This window comes from Yersinia fenwicki, from assembly GCF_043099325.1.
Lineage (GTDB): Bacteria > Pseudomonadota > Gammaproteobacteria > Enterobacterales > Enterobacteriaceae > Yersinia.
Genome location: NZ_CP170755.1, coordinates 3,311,693 through 3,330,195, shown reverse-complemented (window position 1 = coordinate 3,330,195; position 18,503 = coordinate 3,311,693). Strand labels below are relative to the sequence as shown.

The window sequence follows — 18,503 nt, the reverse complement described above, 5'->3', positions numbered from 1 at the left end:
TTTCAGTTTCAAGTCCGAGTTTCAAATCCGAATAAATAAAAAGTCCGCAAAGCGAAATTTGCGGACTTTTTTAGATAGATGGTGCTGTGGCCTGCGACTAGGCGACTACGTGTAGTCCGAGTACAGCAAAGATATTCGCCAATATACCGACGATAATGGCCGCAATCGGGCCTGCCGCCAGTTTCATCACCGGACGGCCATAAATGCATAAATTATCGGATCGCCTACGGAGGCGAGGGCATCAAGGAAGTTGACCGGAAGATAACTGAAGCCTTTAATCAATCCATCCAGCGCAATAGTGATTAAAGCGCTATAAACTGCTTAGTATTATTCAGTGATACTCCAATAATATCCGCTGTTAGCAAAATGATATGAATAACGATAATACCGGTTGCCAATGTAATCGGCATGGCGAAACCAGTAATAAACCCAATGCTGATAGCAAAAGAGATGCCCGCCAGCTCTTTCCGGCTCATATTATCGTTCATAAACTCCGGCATAATAGGCCGCAATCCATCGTAATAAACCGCGATAGATTTATTGGCGAGAAAGGTGGCGAATCCCCCCCATTAGCGCGAAAAGAATAATCTTGACTAAATTAAACGATTCCATATCACGACCCCATCGGGCCCCAGGCTAATATTTGCTGGCTTCAGTAAGTTGTCGCCAGAAAGAGTGACCGTTTTGTGGAGCAATTGCCGCGAAAAACTCACAGGCTGTCGCACCAACATCTGACAGGGTTTCCCGGATACCCAGGTGAATGGCTTTCTGCTGTGAATGTTTAATTCCCGGATGATAGACCAGTAATGGAACTTGCTCGCGTGTGTGCTTGCTGTGACCGATTGTCGGGTCGTTGCCATGATCGGCCATCACGACCAGGCAATCACCGGGTGCCATTGCTGCGATGATTTTCCCTAACATGTTATCGACTAATTGCAGACGCTCTGCATAACGTGCCACATCTTGCCCGTGGCCTGCCAAGTCAGTTTCCTGAATATTGGTGCAGATAAAGGCACTACCCGCGCGTTGCACTTCTGCTAGTGTGATATCCAAAATAACTTGGGAATCAACCAATTGCTGGTAGCTTCTCCCCGCCGGATTGGCAACAATATCCGCGACTTTACCGACCAACACGGTAGGAATACTCACTTTCTCAAGCTGATGAGGCACCTGAACATCGGCATCTACACCATAACCGAGATGAATAACCTGAAAACCGGTATCGTAAACACCTGATTTTGGACTGTTAATGCCAATATAATGTTGTTGCTTAACTTCAGCTGCACTGATGATTGCTTGGCTATTCATCAGTTGCCCTCCGTAGGCGATAACGCGGTTTACTTCTACACAACCGCGAACTATCCGACCTATCTTTTGGACCTGCTCAAAATCAATGGCATTTAAATTAGCACAAATATTAAATACTTGACCTAAATCTGCCTCAAGATTATCGCCAATTGCGACGCAGTTATTGACCCATAGAAATTGTAAATCAATGCTATTATCAGCCGCACTGTGCTCTTCAACCTGATAACCCTGCTGACGTAATGCATCAGCGACATGTGACTTTACGGTGGAGAACGGCATGCTTAAGGGCGCGCGGGGCAGGGTACCCATGATTTCTTGATGACCCATAAAGGTGTCACCACCTTCGTGTTGCAATAGTGCGACACCAAAACTGGCCAGTGGGTTGTCTTGCATTACGCTGTCCTGAAAATCAGGTGAGCCGATGTGCAAGGCATTGAGTAACCCCAACTTTTCTAAATTGGCTAAACGCAATTCCGGGTAAGTTTGTAAAATATGGGCACAAGTATTTGCTCCCAGATCCTGTGGACGTACATCAGAGACATCAGGCATAGCACCCACACCAAAGCTGTCGATGACCAGTACAATAAACTTACTCATAACCCCTCCTGTTCTGTGGACGCTGGAATGGTATTGCCCTGACTATCAAAAATCCCGAGCAATTTAGGTTGACCAGATTGGATACCTGCGACCAAGACCACATCACTGCGGGTAACGAAAATCTGTGTACGAAAGCACATCACTACCGGGCTGCCGACGGCAAATGGCTCGGTAAGGCCCAGTGTGTAATCAATGCTGTCATTGGCTGGACTCACTACTTTGGCGGTATGCCACTGTTTGTCATATACCAGCGCATTGCTTAAATGGCCGCGCCGATAGTACCCGCCACCATAGCAATAACTTTTACCTTGATGGCAATGGGAAACTTCAGTCAGATACAGCATGGCGACATGCTCGGGCTGATTACCTTGTTGGTTAGAGGGCATTGTCCCGGTTAAAGAGTGACCCGGTTCGGCGTGTGTCACTCCCCATTTAGCCAATTGCGGCAGGCTTTCAACCCCGGTTGCGGAAGGGCCATTAACCTGCTCAACCTCTATACCCTGTTGCTCAAGAATACTTTTTGCTTCAATCAATGTGTTGAGATTTGGGCTGGGCAGCGTCTTGCCTTTTTCATTATCAAAAAGCATACAAGGAAAATGCGTGACACCCACCAAACGGATGCCGGGTATTGTTTTTATTTCACGGATAACAGTCGGTAATTCATCCAGAGAGAACCCCGCTTCTTGGCCGGGATACATCAGGTCGCCGTGATGATAAATCTTCAATAACAGAGCTTGTTCTTGATTTTGACGCACGGCTGCTGTGGCAATTTCGCGTGCTTTGTCAATACTATAAACAGTAATAACCTCGGGTAGGCGGGATACAACTTCATCCACCATTGCACTGGGGATTTGAACTAAATGGCCGACATGGGCGACCGGCAAGTTATGTTGATAGAGTTGACGTACTTCTTTGAAATCTACCGCGACGATACCCTGGTAACCACACTCCAGCAGGAGTTTACACAGTAGTGGATTGCGGCCAAACTGTTTGCTCATCAGATAAAGAGTGATCCCATAACGTGTTGCTGTTTCCAGTAGCAAACGCGCATTTTGTTTGACCTGATCAACGTCAATAACATAACTGTCAGGTCTAATCATCCCTTGTTTCCAGAATGAAAGAGCGACTTCTATCAGAGCTGGATTTTGTTTTTGTAATGCTTTCAGTAGCATATTAGATCCCTATATTACGCCATTTTATTTTTCATTTTTTTGAATATTTAATGAGTGCTAAAATATTTAGCACTCCATCTGCTGCGCAAGGTGCAGGCCATGTAAATTTGCTAATAAATATCCTACTTCGTAATCGGGCACTTTAAAGGTAAACAGTGAGAGTAGATCGTGATTAATTTCCGTGATATTGGCAAAAATAGCTGAGGTTTCGATCTCTTTTAATATTTCATCATCGATAGCTGGAATAACCTGTTCTTGACTCGCTCTCATCAGTGCATTTGCCATATGAGTGATCAGCATTTCTCCCTGGGAATGGCGAATAGATAATTGCCAGTGTTGTTCCAAACGAGTGAGAACATTCAGCATCCCGAAGTAGACAGCAGAATCAATAACCTGCGCGTCATATAAAATTTTTAATCTCGTTTCCATTTCCTTATCTTCATTTTTATGAATATTTATATCATAGTAATTTATTATGCAGCTGCAAACGCTCAAATTGTTATTTGGTATATTGATCACAATATAATCATTCGCACGAAATAGGCTGCTTTCATGTAGCGATAGCGCCCGGTTTTCTGCTGGGGCGATGTTGCAGAGATTGATGGGAGATAAAGAAAAAGGCCGCAATTGCGGCCTTTTCAATATGACACATGGGTTGCCAGTGAGGTTTATTTCACTTTATGGTCAACAGGATGTGCATGTTCTACATCTTCACTTTTCCGGCTGAAGCGGCGGCGAACCACCACGAAGAATACCGGAACAAAGAAGATAGCCAGTACGGTAGCGGTTATCATACCGCCCATAACACCAGTACCAACCGCATTTTGTGCACCAGAACCCGCGCCGCTACTGATTACCAATGGCAGAACCCCAAGGATAAAGGCCAGTGATGTCATCAATATTGGGCGCAGACGCATACGCACCGCTTGCAATGTTGATTCCACCAAACCTTTGCCTTCTTTATCCATCAAGTCCTTAGCGAACTCAACAATCAAAATGGCGTTCTTGGCGGATAGCCCGATAGTGGTCAATAAGCCTACCTGGAAGTAAACGTCGTTATTCAGGCCGCGCAGAGAGGCTGCCAATAACGCACCGACCACACCCAGAGGTACCACCAACATAACGGAGAATGGAATCGACCAGCTTTCATACAACGCTGCCAGACACAAGAACACCACAATCAGTGAAATGGCATACAGCGCCGGAGCCTGGTTGCCGGACAAACGTTCCTGATAGGACATACCGGTCCAGTCATAGCCGATGCCGCTTGGTAACTTAGACGCCAACTCTTGCATCAGATCCATCGCCTCACCGGTACTTTTACCCGGAGCAGCCTGACCCAAAATTTCCATGGATGGCAAGCCGTTATAACGTTCGAGTCGCGGTGAGCCATATTCCCATTTGGCAGTGGAGAAGGTGGCAAATGACACCATCTGGCCGGCGTTGTTACGCACATACCACTTATCAATATCACTCGGTAACATACGGAATGGCGCATCAGCCTGCACATAAACTTTCTTCACACGACCACGGTCGATAAAGTCATTTACATAGCTGCCGCCCATTGCTGAACCCAGGGTGGTATTGATATCAGAAATAGACACACCCAGAGCTTGTGCTTTTTCCTGATCCACTTCGATTTTGAACTGCGGCGTATCTTCCAGACCGTTAGGACGCATACCTACTAGCATATCAGAGTGCTGTGCCGCCATACCGAGCAGTTGATTACGCGCTTCGGTTAACTTTTGATGTCCGACGTTACCTTGGTCAATTAACTCGAAGTCAAAACCGGTAGCTGTACCTAGCTCTACAATTGCTGGCAAGTTAAAGGCAAAAACTAAACCGTCTTTAATTTGCGAGAAAGCAGCAGACGCACGGCTAACAATCGCTGGGACTTTGTTTTGCTCGCCAGGGCGTTCATCCCAGTTTTTCAAACTCACGAATGCCAAACCGGTATTCTGACCCTGACCACTGAAACCGAAGCCGTTAACGGTAAATACTGAGTTAACAACATCTTTTTCTTTGTCGAGATAATAATCAGTGACCTGATCCAGCACTTTCTGCGTACGCTCTTGGGTCGCACCTGCCGGCATTTGCACCATTGTCAGGAACACGCCTTGGTCTTCTTCCGGTAAGAATGATGTTGGTAAGCGCAGGAACAGCACACCCATACCAATCACGATGGCCAGATAGATAACCAAATAACGTCCAGTACTGCGCAGAATGTTGCCAACACTGTCGGTATAGTGGTGGGTGCTTTTCTCGAACATACGGTTAAACCAACCGAAGAAGCCGGTTTTAGGGCCATGTTCGCCTTTGGCTATCGGTTTTAACATGGTCGCGCACAGTGCTGGCGTCAGTATTAATGCCACCAGAACAGAGAGCACCATGGCCGAAACGATAGTGATAGAGAACTGACGATAAATCGCCCCGGTTGCGCCGCCGAAGAAGGCCATCGGGATAAATACCGCTGATAGCACCATCGCGATCCCCACCAATGCACCCTGGATTTGCTCCATGGATTTCTTGGTGGCTTCTTTCGGTGGTAGCCCTTCCTCTTGCATCACACGTTCGACGTTCTCTACCACAACGATGGCATCATCCACCAATAGCCCTATCGCCAACACCATCCCGAACATCGTTAGGGTGTTTATCGAATAGCCAAAGGCCGAGAGAATGGCGAAAGTCCCCAGCAATACCACCGGAACGGCAATCGTTGGAATCAACGTCGCCCGGAAGTTTTGCAAGAACAGATACATTACCAGGAACACCAAGATAATGGCTTCTACCAGTGTTTTAACCACTTCGTTGATGGAGATTTTAACGAACGGCGTGGTGTCATACGGGTAGACCACTTTCAACCCTGCCGGGAAGAACGGCTGTAATTTTGCCAATTCAGCTTTTACTGCCGCAGAGGTGTTCAGGGCGTTAGCCCCTGTTGCCAACTTAATACCGATACCTGCAGCTGGCTTACCATTAAAGCGGGCAATAATGTTGTAGTTTTCAGCACCCAGCTGAACGATAGCCACATCTTTCAAGCGAACCTGTGAACCATCGGTGTTGACCTTCAGCATGATTTGGCTGAATTCTTCCGCATTGGTCAGACGGGTCTGAGCAATAATGGATGAGTTCAGTTCTTGCCCTGGAACTGGCGGTGTACCACCTAATTGGCCGGCGGCAACCTGGTTGTTCTGCACTTTAATAGCGTTAATAACATCGACCGGAGTCAAGCCGTAGTTATTCAGTTTGTGCGGGTCCATCCAGATACGCATCGCGTATTGGGAACCAAATAACTGAACATCACCCACACCTAGGGTTCGGCTAATTGGGTCTTTAACGTTAGAACCTACATAGTCGGCGATATCTTCCTGTTTCATGGTGCCGTCGTCAGAAATAAAGCCGGCAACCATCAGGAAGCTACTACTGGACTTTTCAACGCTCACACCTTGCTGCTGTACTTCTTGCGGCAGTAAAGGCATAGCTAATTGCAGTTTGTTCTGCACCTGAACCTGAGCAATATCAGGGTCAGTGCCTGAGTTAAAGGTCAACGTCAACTGCACGTTACCGGAGGAGTCACTGCTGGAAGACATATACAGCAAGTTATCGATACCGTTCATGTTCTGTTCGATAACCTGCGTAACTGTATTCTGCACAGTGGTCGCATCGGCGCCAGGGTAGTTGGCGGAGATTGAAATTGCCGGTGGCGCAATGGTCGGATATTGCGCTACGGGTAACTTCATTATCGCCAGACTACCAGCCAACATAATTATGATGGCGATAACCCAGGCGAAAATAGGGCGATCAATAAAGAACTTAGCCATGAATTACCGGCTCCTTTTAAGACTTCTTCGCTGTGTCAGTCGGGGCTGTTTTTTGTTCTGTCTCAGCAACTTCCTGCACTTTCACCTGCACGCCCGGTCTGATTTTCTGCAAGCCGGAAACGATCAGGCGATCGCCTGCTTTCAAACCTTCAGTTACCAACCATTTATTACCGATAGCCTGATTAGCGACCAGTGTGCGTAACTCAACTTTGTCATCAGCACCAACCACCATGGCAGTTGCTTCACCGCGTGGGTTGCGCGTCACACCTTGTTGAGGCACTAACAGTGCATCAGGGCGGACACCTTCATCCAGACGAGCGCGGACAAACATCCCTGGTAACAACGCTTCATTCGGGTTAGGGAAGATAGCGCGAATAGTGATAGAGCCTGTGGTTTCATCTACGGTCACACCAGAGAATTCAAGGGTACCGGTTTCGGCGTACTCAGAGCCATTTTCCAGTAACAAGCGAACTTTGGCTTTACCGTTTTCCTGTTTCAGAGTGCCGTCAGCCAGCTCTTTTTTCAGGCGCAGGTACTCGTCACTTGACTGAGTTACATCAACATACATCGGGTCAAGTTGTTGAACTGTTGTTAAAGCCGTAGCCTGACCACTGGTCACCAATGCACCTTCAGTCACTGAGGATTTACCGGTTCGACCGCTGATTGGTGAGGTCACCTGAGTATAGGCCAGGTTGATGCGGGCACTTTCTACTGCCGCTTTTGCCGCAACAACTGCTGCGTTAGCTTGCATAGAATTAGACACCGCCTGGTCATACTCTTGTTTACTGATGTAGTTGGTACCCAGCAATGGTTTGTAGCGATTAACTGTCAGGCGAGCGATTTCAGCCGCAGCTTGTGCTTTAGCTAAGTCACCTTTGGCACTGTCATAAGCAGCCTGATAAGTGGCTGGATCAATTTGATAAAGGGATGTTCCGGCGGTGACATCACTGCCTTCAACGTAGTTACGTTTAAGAATAATACCGCTAACTTGCGGACGAACTTCTGCAACACGAAATGCGGACGTGCGGCCAGGCAATTCGGTTGTGATATTCAGTGGTGCTGCTTTTAATGTCACAATGCCGACTTCAGGTGCCTGTTGAGCATGGGCTTGCGCCGCATCTTTGTCATTACATCCTATAAGTACTAAGCTGCCTGAAAGTACCAGAATTGCAGCCAGAGGCATTACCCCTCTGTTTTTGCTCATAGATAAACCTCAAGTGTCCGATTTTTAATTTAATTCAATGGATCACAAGCTTTAAAACCCATTGCTGCGTAAATTATATGTGCGTGCTATGGTACATACATTCGTTAATGTATGTAAATCGCACCCCCTCGAAAAAACAACGCTATGGCACGAAAAACCAAACAGCAAGCCGAAGAGACTCGGCAACAAATTCTAGATGCCGCAGTGCGGGAGTTTTCTGCGCACGGCGTTTCAGGGACTTCCCTTACTGATATTGCTGTCGCCGCAGGTGTCACCCGAGGCGCAATTTACTGGCACTTCAAGAATAAGGTAGACCTATTTAACGAAGTCTGGGAGTTATCAGAGTCTAAAGTTGATCTGCTCGAATTAGAGTATCAGGCAAAATATCCTGATAATCCACTCCGTATTCTGCGTGAAATACTCATTTATGTGCTTGTTTCTACGCAAGAGGATTGCCGGCGACGCGCATTGATGGAAATTGTATTCCATAAATGCGAATTTGTCGGAGAGATGACCTCTTTCCACGATGCACGTAAAGTCCTTGATTTAGCTAGTTATGAGCGAATTGAATCGGTTTTGCAAGGCTGTATTGAAGCCAAGCAGCTGCCCATCAATCTGGATACCCGCCGTGCTGCGATTATCATGAGAGCCTATATTACAGGTTTGATGGAAAACTGGCTTTTTATGCCAGAAAGTTTTGATATAAAACAAGAGGCACCGGTATTAATTGATGCCTACCTGGATATGCTAGTCCACAGCCTTTCATTGCAAAAAGAGATGAATAGCAAGGTATCGGATTAACTGGAGAAATTGATATGAGCGATAAAGCGAATTCAATGGTCGTCATTGCTAATGGTGCCGCATATGGCCAAGAGTCATTATTTAATGCGTTGCGTTTATCCATCGCATTGAAAGAACAGCAAAGTGACCTCGATTTACGTTTATTTTTAATGTCTGATGCGGTTATTGCTGGCCTTCAAGGGCAGCAGCCAGCAGAAGGTTACAATTTACGGCAGATGTTGGAAATACTCACTGCACAGAATGTTCCGGTTAAACTCTGTAAAACTTGTACAGATGCGCGTGGGATAACTGGATTAACACTGGTTGACGGAGTGGAAATCGGTACTTTGGTCGAATTGGCCCAATGGACGCTGGCTGCAGAGAAAGTGCTGACGTTTTAAGAAACTTGGGCGCTTCTGATTTTGATTTTCTCAATCAACCGTTATTTCTATCTGTTACACACTGTTCAAGAGTAAATGCGTAACTGCCCGCATTAATGACAGCTATTCATGCCCGGAAAAACTTTTCTTATTATGACTCGAGACTGAACGTGATAGGATTTCATTCTCTCTGTTGAAATGAAGTTCAAATATGAGCAGCAGATTTCCTAATCCAGATTCTTTGTCGTTTGCGTTGTCATCAAGTGCTTTTTTATTGCGCCTGCAGACAATGGTTACCATGCTTATAATATCACTATTAATTTCACCGGCAATTTTTGCGGCTGGAATGAATATAGATGTACCGACGCACAGTGAAGTGCTGAGTCAGTTGGATGCATTATCAAAACAAAAAATATTGTCACCCGCTGAAAAGTTATCGCAGCAAGATCTGACAAAAACGCTGGAATACCTTGATACCATTGAGCGTACCAAGCAGGAAGCCGCTCAACTCAGACAACAATTAGCACAGGCTCCAGCGAAGCTACGGCAGTCGACGGAAGGGTTGGATACACTCAAGAACAGTTCAGCCGATACCCTGACCCGAGAATCTCTGTCTAATTATTCATTGCGCCAATTAGAATCTCGCCTAAATGAAACTTTGGATGATTTACAATCTGCCCAAGAAGATCTTTCGGCCTATAACAGCCAGCTAATCTCCCTACAAACTCAGCCAGAACGCGTGCAGAGTGCTATGTATAACGCATCGATGCGTTTAATGCAGATTCGCAACCAACTCAATGGATTGACTCCGAATCAAGATGTTTTACGGCCCACCCAACAGCAAGCGCTGTTGACTGAACAAGTCATGCTAAATGCGCAGCTAGATTTACAGCGTAAAAATCTGGAAGCCAACACCACCTTACAAGATTTACTGCAAAAACAGCGGGATTACACCACCGCGCACATTAATCAGTTGGAGCGTTATGTCCAGCTATTGCAAGAGGTGGTGAGCGGCAAACGGTTAATCCTTTCGGAGAAAACAGCCAAAGAAGCTCAAGTGCCCGATGATGCAACTGATATCCAAAATGATCCCTTGGTCAGCCGTGAATTGGCGATAAATAAAGAGTTGAGCCAGCGGCTGATTAATGCCACTAAAGAAGGTAACACGCTGGTACAACAGAATATCCGGGTCAAAAACTGGCTGGATCGTGCATTACAATCTGAACGCAATTTAAAGGAACAAATTACCGTTTTACGTGGCAGTTTGCTGCTTTCCCGTATTCTATATCAGCAGCAACTTAATTTACCTGCGTCTGGGCTGATTACGAATATGGGGCCACAAATCGCTGATTTGCGCCTGGAACAATTTGAAATTAATCAGCAGCGTGACCAGCTATTCCAGGGTGATGACTACATTCAAACCCTGATGACTGACAGTAAAGAGAAAGTCAGCCCTGATGTCGAAGACGCACTGGGGCAAATAGTTGATATCCGGCGTGAATTGCTGGATCAATTGAATAAACAGTTGGGTAATCAACTGACTCTGGCAATCAACCTGCAAATTAATCAGCAGCAGTTATTGAGTGTTAATGAATCACTGCAACATACACTGACACAGCAAATTTTTTGGGTCAGCAGTAATAAACCGATGGATTGGTCTTGGCTAAAAGCGCTGCCGGGGGCAGTGAAAGCTGAGCTGAGTAATTTTAATTTTACGCTGTCATGGAATGATGTTTTAGCAGGATTAAAGAAATCACTGCTGTTTCTGATACCGATGCTCATTGTGGTCGGGGTGATCCGTTCACGCTCCAAAATCATTAATAAGCATTTGGATAGCCTGGCTGCTGATGTCGGGCAATTAAAACACGACAGTCAAATGCATACACCGAAAGCCATCATGCTGACCTTGTTAAAAGTGTTGCCAGGGGCTTTGATCATATTAGGTGTAGGGTATTGGTGTTTGCACTCAGGTTTTAATCTTAGTGACTTCTTCTGGAGTTTCTTCCAACGTCTGGCTCTGTTCTGGCTAGTGTTTGACCTGACATATCGCATGTTATCGCCAGGCGGCATTACCGAGCGGCACTTTATGATAGCCGCTGAACGATGCGCTCATTATCGACGTCAAATGGTGCGATTGGGGGCTGCATTGCTGCCTGTTATCTTCTGGTCTGCCTTGGGGGAGAAAAGCCCACTTCGATTAGTAGATGATGTTATCGGGCAGGTCGTCATTGTTATTGCTTTGGCATTGTTGGCACTGTTTGTCTATCCATTCTGCCGTGATAGCTGGCGTGAGAAAGATTCTCATGCGGTTCGACTTGTGATAGTCACGGCCATTGTAGGAACGCCGATCATATTGATTGGATTAATGATTGCTGGATATTTCTACACGACTCTGCAGCTGGCAGGCCGCTGGATTGATAGCCTCTACTTATTATTCCTATGGAATATTATTTACCTGACGGCGATTCGTGGATTAGGGGTTGCTGCACGGCGTTTAGCCTATCGTCGTGCTATCGTTCGGCGACAAAATCTGGTGAAAGAGGGGGCTGAGGGGGGTGAACCGGTCGAAGAACCACCGCTGGCACTGGAACAAATTAACCAACAGTCATTGCGTTTGACCACGATGGTTCTGTTCCTGATTTTCGCCACGTGTTTCTATGCAATCTGGGCTGATTTAATAACGGTTATCTCCTATCTGGACAGCATCTCTTTATGGCATTACACCGCAACCGTGGCGGGCGCAAGTGTTTCTCAGGCGGTCACATTGGGAAATATGCTCGTGGCATTAATGGCGCTCGTAGTCGCTTATATCTTGACGCGTAACCTGCCCGGATTGCTTGAGGTGGTGGTGTTGTCGCGGTTACAACTACGACAGGGCACCTCTTATGCCATCACGACCATTTTAACCTATCTGATTACTGCTATTGGGGTGATAACCGCACTCAGTTCCCTGGGCGTTTCATGGGATAAATTACAATGGTTGGTCGCTGCTCTCTCGGTAGGTCTAGGGTTTGGTTTGCAGGAGATTTTTGCCAACTTTGTCTCCGGTTTGATTATTTTGTTCGAACGCCCTGTTCGTATCGGCGATACCATAACCATTGGCACTTTCTCCGGCAATGTTAACAAAATACGTATTCGTGCCACGACGATCACCGACTTTGACCGCAAAGAGGTGATTATTCCGAATAAGGCCTTTGTTACCGAGCGCCTGACCAACTGGTCGCTATCAGATACGATTACTCGGATTATTATTAAAGTTGGTGTTGCGTATGGCACTGATTTAGCAAAAGTTAAACAGATATTGCTAAAAGCGGCTCATGAGAATCCGCGGGTTATGACTGACCCTGAGCCCCATGTATTCTTCCTCAACTTTGGTGCCAGTACTCTTGATCATGAATTGCGTGTGTATGTGCGCGAATTACGCGACCGTAGCTATACTGTGGATGAATTGAACAGCACTATTGATAGGTTATGTCGCGAGAATGACATCAATATTGCGTTTAATCAGTTGGATGTGTATTTACACAAACCTGATTGCACTGAAATTCAAGAGGTCAGCCGGTCTTTTGATGCGAAAGAATTGCCTTCTGTACCGTCTGAAAAGTCGGCAATTGGGAATGCCAAACCTGATTTACCGGATATCAACAAGCCACTCGCTTAAAACTGCTCGGCAGGGATAACGGTGAATTCAACCGTTTAGCATGCAACGGTCCACCGCAAGGCGATACTCATGGTATCGCCTTGGCTAAACATCAGAAATCATCGGGTCAATCAGATGTTTGATTGCGAAGCTTACGCTGATAATCAAGTTGCACGATAGCTAACGCTGCCAGTGCTGTTTCCGGTGCTATCTCATTGCATTCCAGCAAGTAGATAAGATCTACTGCCAGTTGCAGTTCTGGTGAAGCTTTTTCAACTGACATAATCTGGCCAATATTTGATTTTCAGTGAGTGAGAAAAGTCGGATGGGGATACGTTACTGCCGGTTCCCACCTAACTTGATTTCAATTCATCTACCCAATAGATTTCAAGCTGCGCTCAGGTGGCTAGTGAGAAAACCCGATAAGTTCACATCAACACAGGGTATGGGGGATTGAACCAGTTAACCCCTACAACTTGAAACAAGGTAGGTATAAGACATTATAGAAAAGTATTCGCTATCGAAACCTTAATGATTCAAAAAATGTGACAAATATTCAAAAACCGTTCTCTTTCTTCTCGATACTGCGTTCTATTTTTATCAGTGCCTGTCGGCAGCGCATTAAGCGGCCCTCCAGTGCGGCGAGTTCTTTCTGGATTTTTTGTTGCTCGGTCAATAAATTTTGTTTACCCAGTTGGCTCTCTCTGTCCTGAATCATGGCCAGTATTCGCCGCTCATAATCTTGATGCTCAGCCAGCTTGTGGTAAGGGTCCAACTTATTATACGTGGGTTCAGGGTTGGTTTTTCTGAGCTTTTGAGTGGCTAACTCTCTTTGTAAGGCGGATATTTGCGCGACCAGTTTCTCAGCTAAAAAGGCGACCTGCTGTGTACGATTCTCTGCAACGACCTGTTTTAATTGGGCCATATTTTTGTGTACTTCCAGTAGATAATCGCGAAAACGGTTACCATGATTACCAAATAATTTCAGATCAAAACGGGCTTGCTGAGAAGGGATATTAGCTTGTGGGCCGACCTGCGCCGATAATGCCTCAATTTGGCTTTCAAGCACCTGTAATAGCTTTTCTGTACTCATGGCGCTTCTCCTGGGGGATTTTCCGCCAGCTTGCCTTTGAATGTCGATACTTACAAGCGAGGGGCGACTAAAACGCACTGTTAGTGATAATAATGCCAATAATATCTATTGATGATGAACAGTGCATGCGTTAATGATAGGGCCACATAAAGAAATATTATTATAAAGGGAGTGTATGTCTCGTTGGTTGTTGATAGCTTTGGGTTGGCTGGCAGTGGTTTTGGCAACTTTAGGTGTTGTGCTCCCTTTGTTACCCACTACGCCGTTTTTGCTACTGGCCGCGTGGTGTTTTGCGCGATCCTCTCCCCGTTTTCATCATTGGTTGCTTTATCGTTCATGGTTTGGTCGTTACATACGCACATGGCAGCAACATCGGGCTTTGCCCCCTGGCGTCAAATGGAAAGCAATATTGGTGACAGTGCTTACGTTCGCTATTTCGCTCTGGTTGGTGAAAATTTGGTGGGTCAAAGGCATCTTGCTGGTGATATTGACGCTATTATTGACTTTCATGCTACGAATGCCAGTTATTGACCTATCGCAACAAAAAAGGCCCTGAGTCGCTCACGTCAGTTGCATTTTAATGCCAGTTTGCATAAATTTGAGCGTTTTCGTGCGCGGGATAATCCCTTGTTGTGTCCTTAGGATTAAGGATGCAGTAATTTAATCTATCAAGACCACAGTTAACCGGTAGAGCAAGTTACTCAGCTGATGACATTTTAGCATCGACTGGCCGCGCTTTAGTATGTACAGCAGTTTTATCAGGCACAAATTATGACCGCTACTGCACCTAATACAGCACAACAGCTTAAATATATTAAAGACAGTATCAAAACCATCCCCGATTACCCAAAAGCGGGAATACTGTTCCGTGATGTGACCAGCTTGCTGGAAGATCCATTAGCCTACGCTGCCAGCATTGAGCTGTTGACTGAGCGCTATCTGGACAAGGGCGTGACTAAAGTCGTAGGTACCGAAGCCCGTGGTTTTCTGTTTGGTGCGCCAGTAGCTTTGTCTCTTGGCGTTGGCTTTGTTCCAGTCCGTAAGCCGGGCAAGTTACCGCGAGCCACTATCAGTGAAAGCTATGAGTTAGAATACGGTACTGACAAACTTGAGATCCATACCGACAGTATTCAACCTGGTGACAAAGTTCTAGTTATTGATGACTTACTGGCGACCGGCGGGACAATTGAAGCGACAGTTAAACTTATTCGTCAACTGGGCGGTGAAGTTACCGATGCCGCATTTGTGATTAATTTACCCGATTTAGGTGGCGAAGCTCGCCTGAATGATCAAGGGATTACTTGCTATAGTCTGGTTGATTTCTCCGGCCATTGATTGTATTGAAAATATCAGCCTCGCTGTCAGTAGTGAGGCTGTGTTAGCATGACCCTCTATATTATTCAACTTCCCCGGTATTAATGAGCTATCAGGTCCTTGCCCGTAAGTGGCGCCCCAAAACGTTTGCAGACGTCGTTGGCCAGGAGCATGTCCTGACGGCGTTGGCTAATGGCCTTTCATTAGGGCGAATTCATCACGCCTATTTATTTTCTGGCACCCGTGGGGTAGGTAAGACCTCTATTGCCCGGTTGTTAGCCAAAGGACTGAATTGCGAAACGGGCATTACTGCCACGCCTTGTGGCACCTGTGCAAATTGCCTGGAAATCGAGCAAGGCCGTTTTGTTGATCTGATCGAAATCGATGCGGCCTCGCGCACTAAAGTCGAAGATACCCGCGAACTGCTGGATAATGTCCAATATGCGCCAGCCCGTGGCCGCTTCAAGGTCTATTTGATCGACGAAGTTCATATGTTGTCGCGGCACAGTTTCAACGCATTGTTGAAAACGCTTGAAGAACCGCCAGCCCATGTGAAATTCCTGTTGGCGACGACCGATCCGCAGAAGTTACCCGTCACCATACTTTCCCGCTGCTTGCAGTTTCACCTTAAGGTCATTGATGTTGAGGTGATTCGTGCCCAGCTCGAAAAAATATTGTTAGCCGAGCAAATCAGTAGTGATGCCAGAGCATTGCAACTACTGGCGCGCGCCGCTGATGGTAGTATGCGTGATGCGCTCAGTTTGGCTGATCAGGCTATCGCGATGGGCGATGGTCATGTCACTAACGCCACTGTTAGTCAAATGTTGGGAACGCTGGATGACGAACAACCACTAGCGATCATCGAAGCGTTAGTGAATGCAGATGGCGCGCGAGTGATGGCCCAGCTTGAGCAAGCGGCATCCCGCGGTGTTGACTGGGAGAATCTATTAGTCGAAACCTTAAGTTTGCTGCACCGCATTGCGATGGTGCAGTTATTGCCCTCCATGCTGGATAATCACTACGCGACTATCGAGCCGCGATTACGCGAGCTGGCGCGAACACTACCGCCGACAGATATTCAGTTGTACTACCAGACATTGCTGGTGGGGCGAAAAGAGTTGGCGTATGCCCCTGATCGCCGCATGGGGGTCGAAATGACTTTATTGCGCGCATTGGCATTTCACCCTAAAGCGATAATTGCCGAGCTACAGAAGGTGCCAGTCAGTGCTCCTGCGACGATAGCGGATAATATGCCAGCGCCGCAGCAACATTTTCAGGCCCCGTCATCGACCCAACATGTGCCACAGCATGAGGCCCAGCCATTAGGTGCCACTGCGCCGGTTAATACCGAGCTTCCAGACGCTACAGCGCAATTGTTGCAAGCACGCACGCAGTTACTGCGCAAGTCGGGGACGACCCCACCAAAAAAGAATGAGCCGGCAGCGCCAGGAAAAGCGCGGCCGGCAAACTCAGCGCTGGAGCGTTTAGCTTCGGTGACTGAGCGCAGCCAGCAGCGCCTGGCCGCCAAACCCACAGAAGAGAAGAAACCGGCGAAGAAAGAAGCTTATCGCTGGACGGCGCAGAATCAGCCAGAAGTGCTAGCTGAGCCGGTAGCGACACCGAAAGCATTGCGATCTGCGTTGGAGCATGAAAAAACGCCGGAACTTTCTGCTAAATTGGCTCAAGAAGCAATGGTGCGCGATCCTTGGGCAGCAGAAATTGATAAGTTACACATTCCTAAATTGGTGCAACAACTTGCGCTGAATGCATTTAAAGAAGAAATAGAACCGGGTAATATTCGTCTTCACCTGCGTTCAGCTCAGCGCCATTTAAACTCGCCCTCGGCACAAAAGGCGTTGGCAGACGCATTGAGTGAATTACACGGCAATACGGTAACACTGAGTGTTATCGAAGATGATAATCTGGCGGAGCGTACTCCGTTAGAGTGGCGGCAGGCCATTTATGAAGAAAAGCTGGCACAAGCGCGCCAGTCAATTATTGCGGATAATAATATTCAGACGCTGCGTCGTTTCTTCGACGCCGAACTGGATGAAGAAAGTATCCGACCGGTTTAACCGCTGCGAGAAGTGCATGGTGCACTGACGCAGCCCCTTGCTATGAGAGATGACTATGTTTGGTAAAGGCGGTATTGGCAATTTAATGAAACAAGCCCAGCAGATGCAGGAAAAAATGCAGCAGATGCAGGAAGAAGTCGCCAAATTAGAAGTTACCGGTGAATCTGGCGCGGGCTTGGTAAAAGTGACTATCAATGGGGCGCATAACTGCCGCCGGGTTGAAATCGACCCAAGCTTGTTGGTCGAAGAAGATAAAGAAATGCTGGAAGATTTGATTGCTGCGGCATTGAATGATGCTGCTCGTCGCATCGATGAAACGCAAAAAGAAAAAATGGCTTCGGTATCAAGTGGTATGCAGTTACCACCAGGCTTTAAGATGCCGTTCTGATGCAAACCAGTCCACTCCTTGAATCATTGATGGAGGCGTTGCGCTGTTTGCCGGGTGTTGGCCCGAAATCGGCGCAACGTATGGCATTCCAATTGCTACAGCGGGATCGTAGTGGTGGAATGCGGCTGGCACAGTCTCTGACGCGCGCAATGTCTGAAATTGGTCACTGCGCTGACTGTCGTACGTTTACCGAGCAAGAGCATTGTACTATTTGCTCTAATCCACGGCGGCAACAAAATGGTCAAATCTGCGTGGTCGAAAGCCCGGCAGATATCCATGCCATTGAGCAAACTGGCCAGTTTGGCGGGCGCTATTTTGTGTTGATGGGGCATTTATCGCCCATGGACGGCATAGGTCCCGGTGATATTGGTTTGGATTTGCTTGAAAAGCGGTTGGAAACTGAAACTATCAGTGAAGTCATTCTGGCGACCAACCCGACAGTCGAAGGGGATGCAACCGCTAACTATATTGGTCAGATGTGCGGTCAGTATGGTGTGTTAGCCAGCCGTATTGCACATGGTGTGCCAGTCGGTGGTGAGTTGGAAATGGTTGATGGTACAACCCTATCCCATTCATTAGCGGGACGTAATCCCATTAAGTACTAGTTTCAGTAACGACTAGCTTCGATAAGTACCCATCCTATTTAATCTGGTGGGCGATTGTTTTGTTATTGATTATCATATGAATAATTTCATTCGTGATGTTCAATCAATCGCCCCTGATTCTCTGTT

General features: G+C 46.9%; 16 protein-coding genes, 1 pseudogene and 1 other annotated feature. Of the genes and pseudogenes, 8 read left to right on the top strand and 9 right to left on the bottom strand.

Annotated features, from left to right (window positions below):
- Positions 1 to 97: 97 nt before the first annotated feature.
- The 7 genes and pseudogenes from ACF3VQ_RS15225 to acrA all read right to left on the bottom strand — a co-directional run bounded on the left by ACF3VQ_RS15225 (position 98) and on the right by acrA (position 8,102).
- Positions 98 to 187 (bottom strand): hypothetical protein, encoded by a 90-nt coding sequence (locus tag ACF3VQ_RS15225; RefSeq protein ID WP_392431981.1) that lies wholly within the window; start codon positions 185 to 187, stop codon positions 98 to 100.
- Positions 187 to 512 (bottom strand): annotated as a pseudogene (locus ACF3VQ_RS15220) (YhfT family protein). Before ACF3VQ_RS15220 ends, ACF3VQ_RS15225 begins: the two are co-directional and overlap by 1 nt.
- Positions 513 to 636: 124 nt before the next feature.
- Positions 637 to 1,905 (bottom strand): phosphopentomutase, encoded by a 1,269-nt coding sequence (locus tag ACF3VQ_RS15215; RefSeq protein WP_392431980.1) that lies wholly within the window; start codon positions 1,903 to 1,905, stop codon positions 637 to 639.
- Positions 1,902 to 3,077 (bottom strand): YhfX family PLP-dependent enzyme, encoded by a 1,176-nt coding sequence (locus ACF3VQ_RS15210; RefSeq protein WP_392431979.1) that lies wholly within the window; start codon positions 3,075 to 3,077, stop codon positions 1,902 to 1,904. The genes ACF3VQ_RS15215 and ACF3VQ_RS15210 overlap by 4 nt, the downstream gene beginning before the upstream one ends.
- A 66-nt stretch (positions 3,078 to 3,143) precedes the next feature.
- Positions 3,144 to 3,506 carry a PRD domain-containing protein gene (locus ACF3VQ_RS15205; protein WP_392435609.1) on the bottom strand — a complete coding sequence of 121 codons (363 nt, stop codon included), beginning with the start codon at positions 3,504 to 3,506 and terminating at the stop codon, positions 3,144 to 3,146.
- A gap of 239 nt (positions 3,507 to 3,745) precedes the next feature.
- A complete protein-coding gene (acrB, locus tag ACF3VQ_RS15200; protein WP_392431977.1) occupies positions 3,746 to 6,898 on the bottom strand; it encodes an efflux RND transporter permease AcrB in 3,153 nt (1,050 codons plus the stop codon).
- 16 nt (positions 6,899 to 6,914) lie between these two features.
- Positions 6,915 to 8,102 (bottom strand): efflux RND transporter adaptor subunit AcrA, encoded by a 1,188-nt coding sequence (gene acrA, locus ACF3VQ_RS15195; protein ID WP_392431975.1) that lies wholly within the window; start codon positions 8,100 to 8,102, stop codon positions 6,915 to 6,917.
- A 144-nt stretch (positions 8,103 to 8,246) separates the two neighbouring features.
- Between acrA and acrR the strand changes: the two genes are divergently transcribed.
- From acrR to mscK, 3 genes are all read left to right on the top strand, one after another.
- Positions 8,247 to 8,903, top strand: coding sequence for a multidrug efflux transporter transcriptional repressor AcrR (gene acrR / locus ACF3VQ_RS15190; RefSeq protein ID WP_392431974.1), 657 nt, complete (start codon positions 8,247 to 8,249; stop codon positions 8,901 to 8,903).
- A 14-nt stretch (positions 8,904 to 8,917) separates the two neighbouring features.
- A complete protein-coding gene (locus ACF3VQ_RS15185; RefSeq protein ID WP_392431973.1) occupies positions 8,918 to 9,283 on the top strand; it encodes a DsrE/DsrF/TusD sulfur relay family protein in 366 nt (121 codons plus the stop codon).
- A 190-nt stretch (positions 9,284 to 9,473) separates the two neighbouring features.
- Positions 9,474 to 12,923 (top strand): mechanosensitive channel MscK, encoded by a 3,450-nt coding sequence (mscK, locus tag ACF3VQ_RS15180; RefSeq protein ID WP_392431972.1) that lies wholly within the window; start codon positions 9,474 to 9,476, stop codon positions 12,921 to 12,923.
- Positions 12,924 to 13,029: 106 nt separating this feature from the next.
- On the opposite strand, the gene rsmS is transcribed toward mscK, so the two are convergent.
- Both rsmS and priC read right to left on the bottom strand, forming a co-directional pair.
- Entirely contained in the window at positions 13,030 to 13,185 is a 156-nt protein-coding gene (gene rsmS / locus ACF3VQ_RS15175; RefSeq protein ID WP_005158164.1) for a pleiotropic regulatory protein RsmS, read from the bottom strand.
- A 273-nt stretch (positions 13,186 to 13,458) separates the two neighbouring features.
- Positions 13,459 to 13,995 carry a primosomal replication protein PriC gene (gene priC, locus ACF3VQ_RS15170; protein ID WP_392431971.1) on the bottom strand — a complete coding sequence of 179 codons (537 nt, stop codon included), beginning with the start codon at positions 13,993 to 13,995 and terminating at the stop codon, positions 13,459 to 13,461.
- 175 nt (positions 13,996 to 14,170) lie between these two features.
- On the opposite strand from priC, the gene ACF3VQ_RS15165 reads away from it, so the two are divergent.
- The 5 genes from ACF3VQ_RS15165 to recR all read left to right on the top strand — a co-directional run bounded on the left by ACF3VQ_RS15165 (position 14,171) and on the right by recR (position 18,377).
- The gene (locus tag ACF3VQ_RS15165) at positions 14,171 to 14,551 is read left to right on the top strand and encodes a DUF454 family protein (RefSeq protein WP_392431969.1); all 381 of its coding nucleotides are present in this window, start codon (positions 14,171 to 14,173) and stop codon (positions 14,549 to 14,551) included.
- Between the two features lie 215 nt (positions 14,552 to 14,766).
- Positions 14,767 to 15,330, top strand: coding sequence for an adenine phosphoribosyltransferase (apt, locus tag ACF3VQ_RS15160; RefSeq protein ID WP_174849249.1), 564 nt, complete (start codon positions 14,767 to 14,769; stop codon positions 15,328 to 15,330).
- Between the two features lie 83 nt (positions 15,331 to 15,413).
- A complete protein-coding gene (gene dnaX / locus ACF3VQ_RS15155; protein ID WP_392431968.1) occupies positions 15,414 to 17,384 on the top strand; it encodes a DNA polymerase III subunit gamma/tau in 1,971 nt (656 codons plus the stop codon).
- Positions 16,714 to 16,778, top strand: a sequence feature (DnaX frameshifting element). (Overlaps the previous gene by 65 nt.)
- A gap of 55 nt (positions 17,385 to 17,439) precedes the next feature.
- Positions 17,440 to 17,772: a YbaB/EbfC family nucleoid-associated protein gene (locus tag ACF3VQ_RS15150; RefSeq protein WP_019081276.1), complete on the top strand. Its 333-nt coding sequence runs from the start codon at positions 17,440 to 17,442 to the stop codon at positions 17,770 to 17,772.
- On the top strand, positions 17,772 to 18,377 hold the full coding sequence (gene recR, locus ACF3VQ_RS15145) for a recombination mediator RecR (protein WP_005158177.1): 606 nt from the start codon (positions 17,772 to 17,774) through the stop codon (positions 18,375 to 18,377). The genes ACF3VQ_RS15150 and recR overlap by 1 nt, the downstream gene beginning before the upstream one ends.
- Positions 18,378 to 18,503 lie beyond the last annotated feature (126 nt).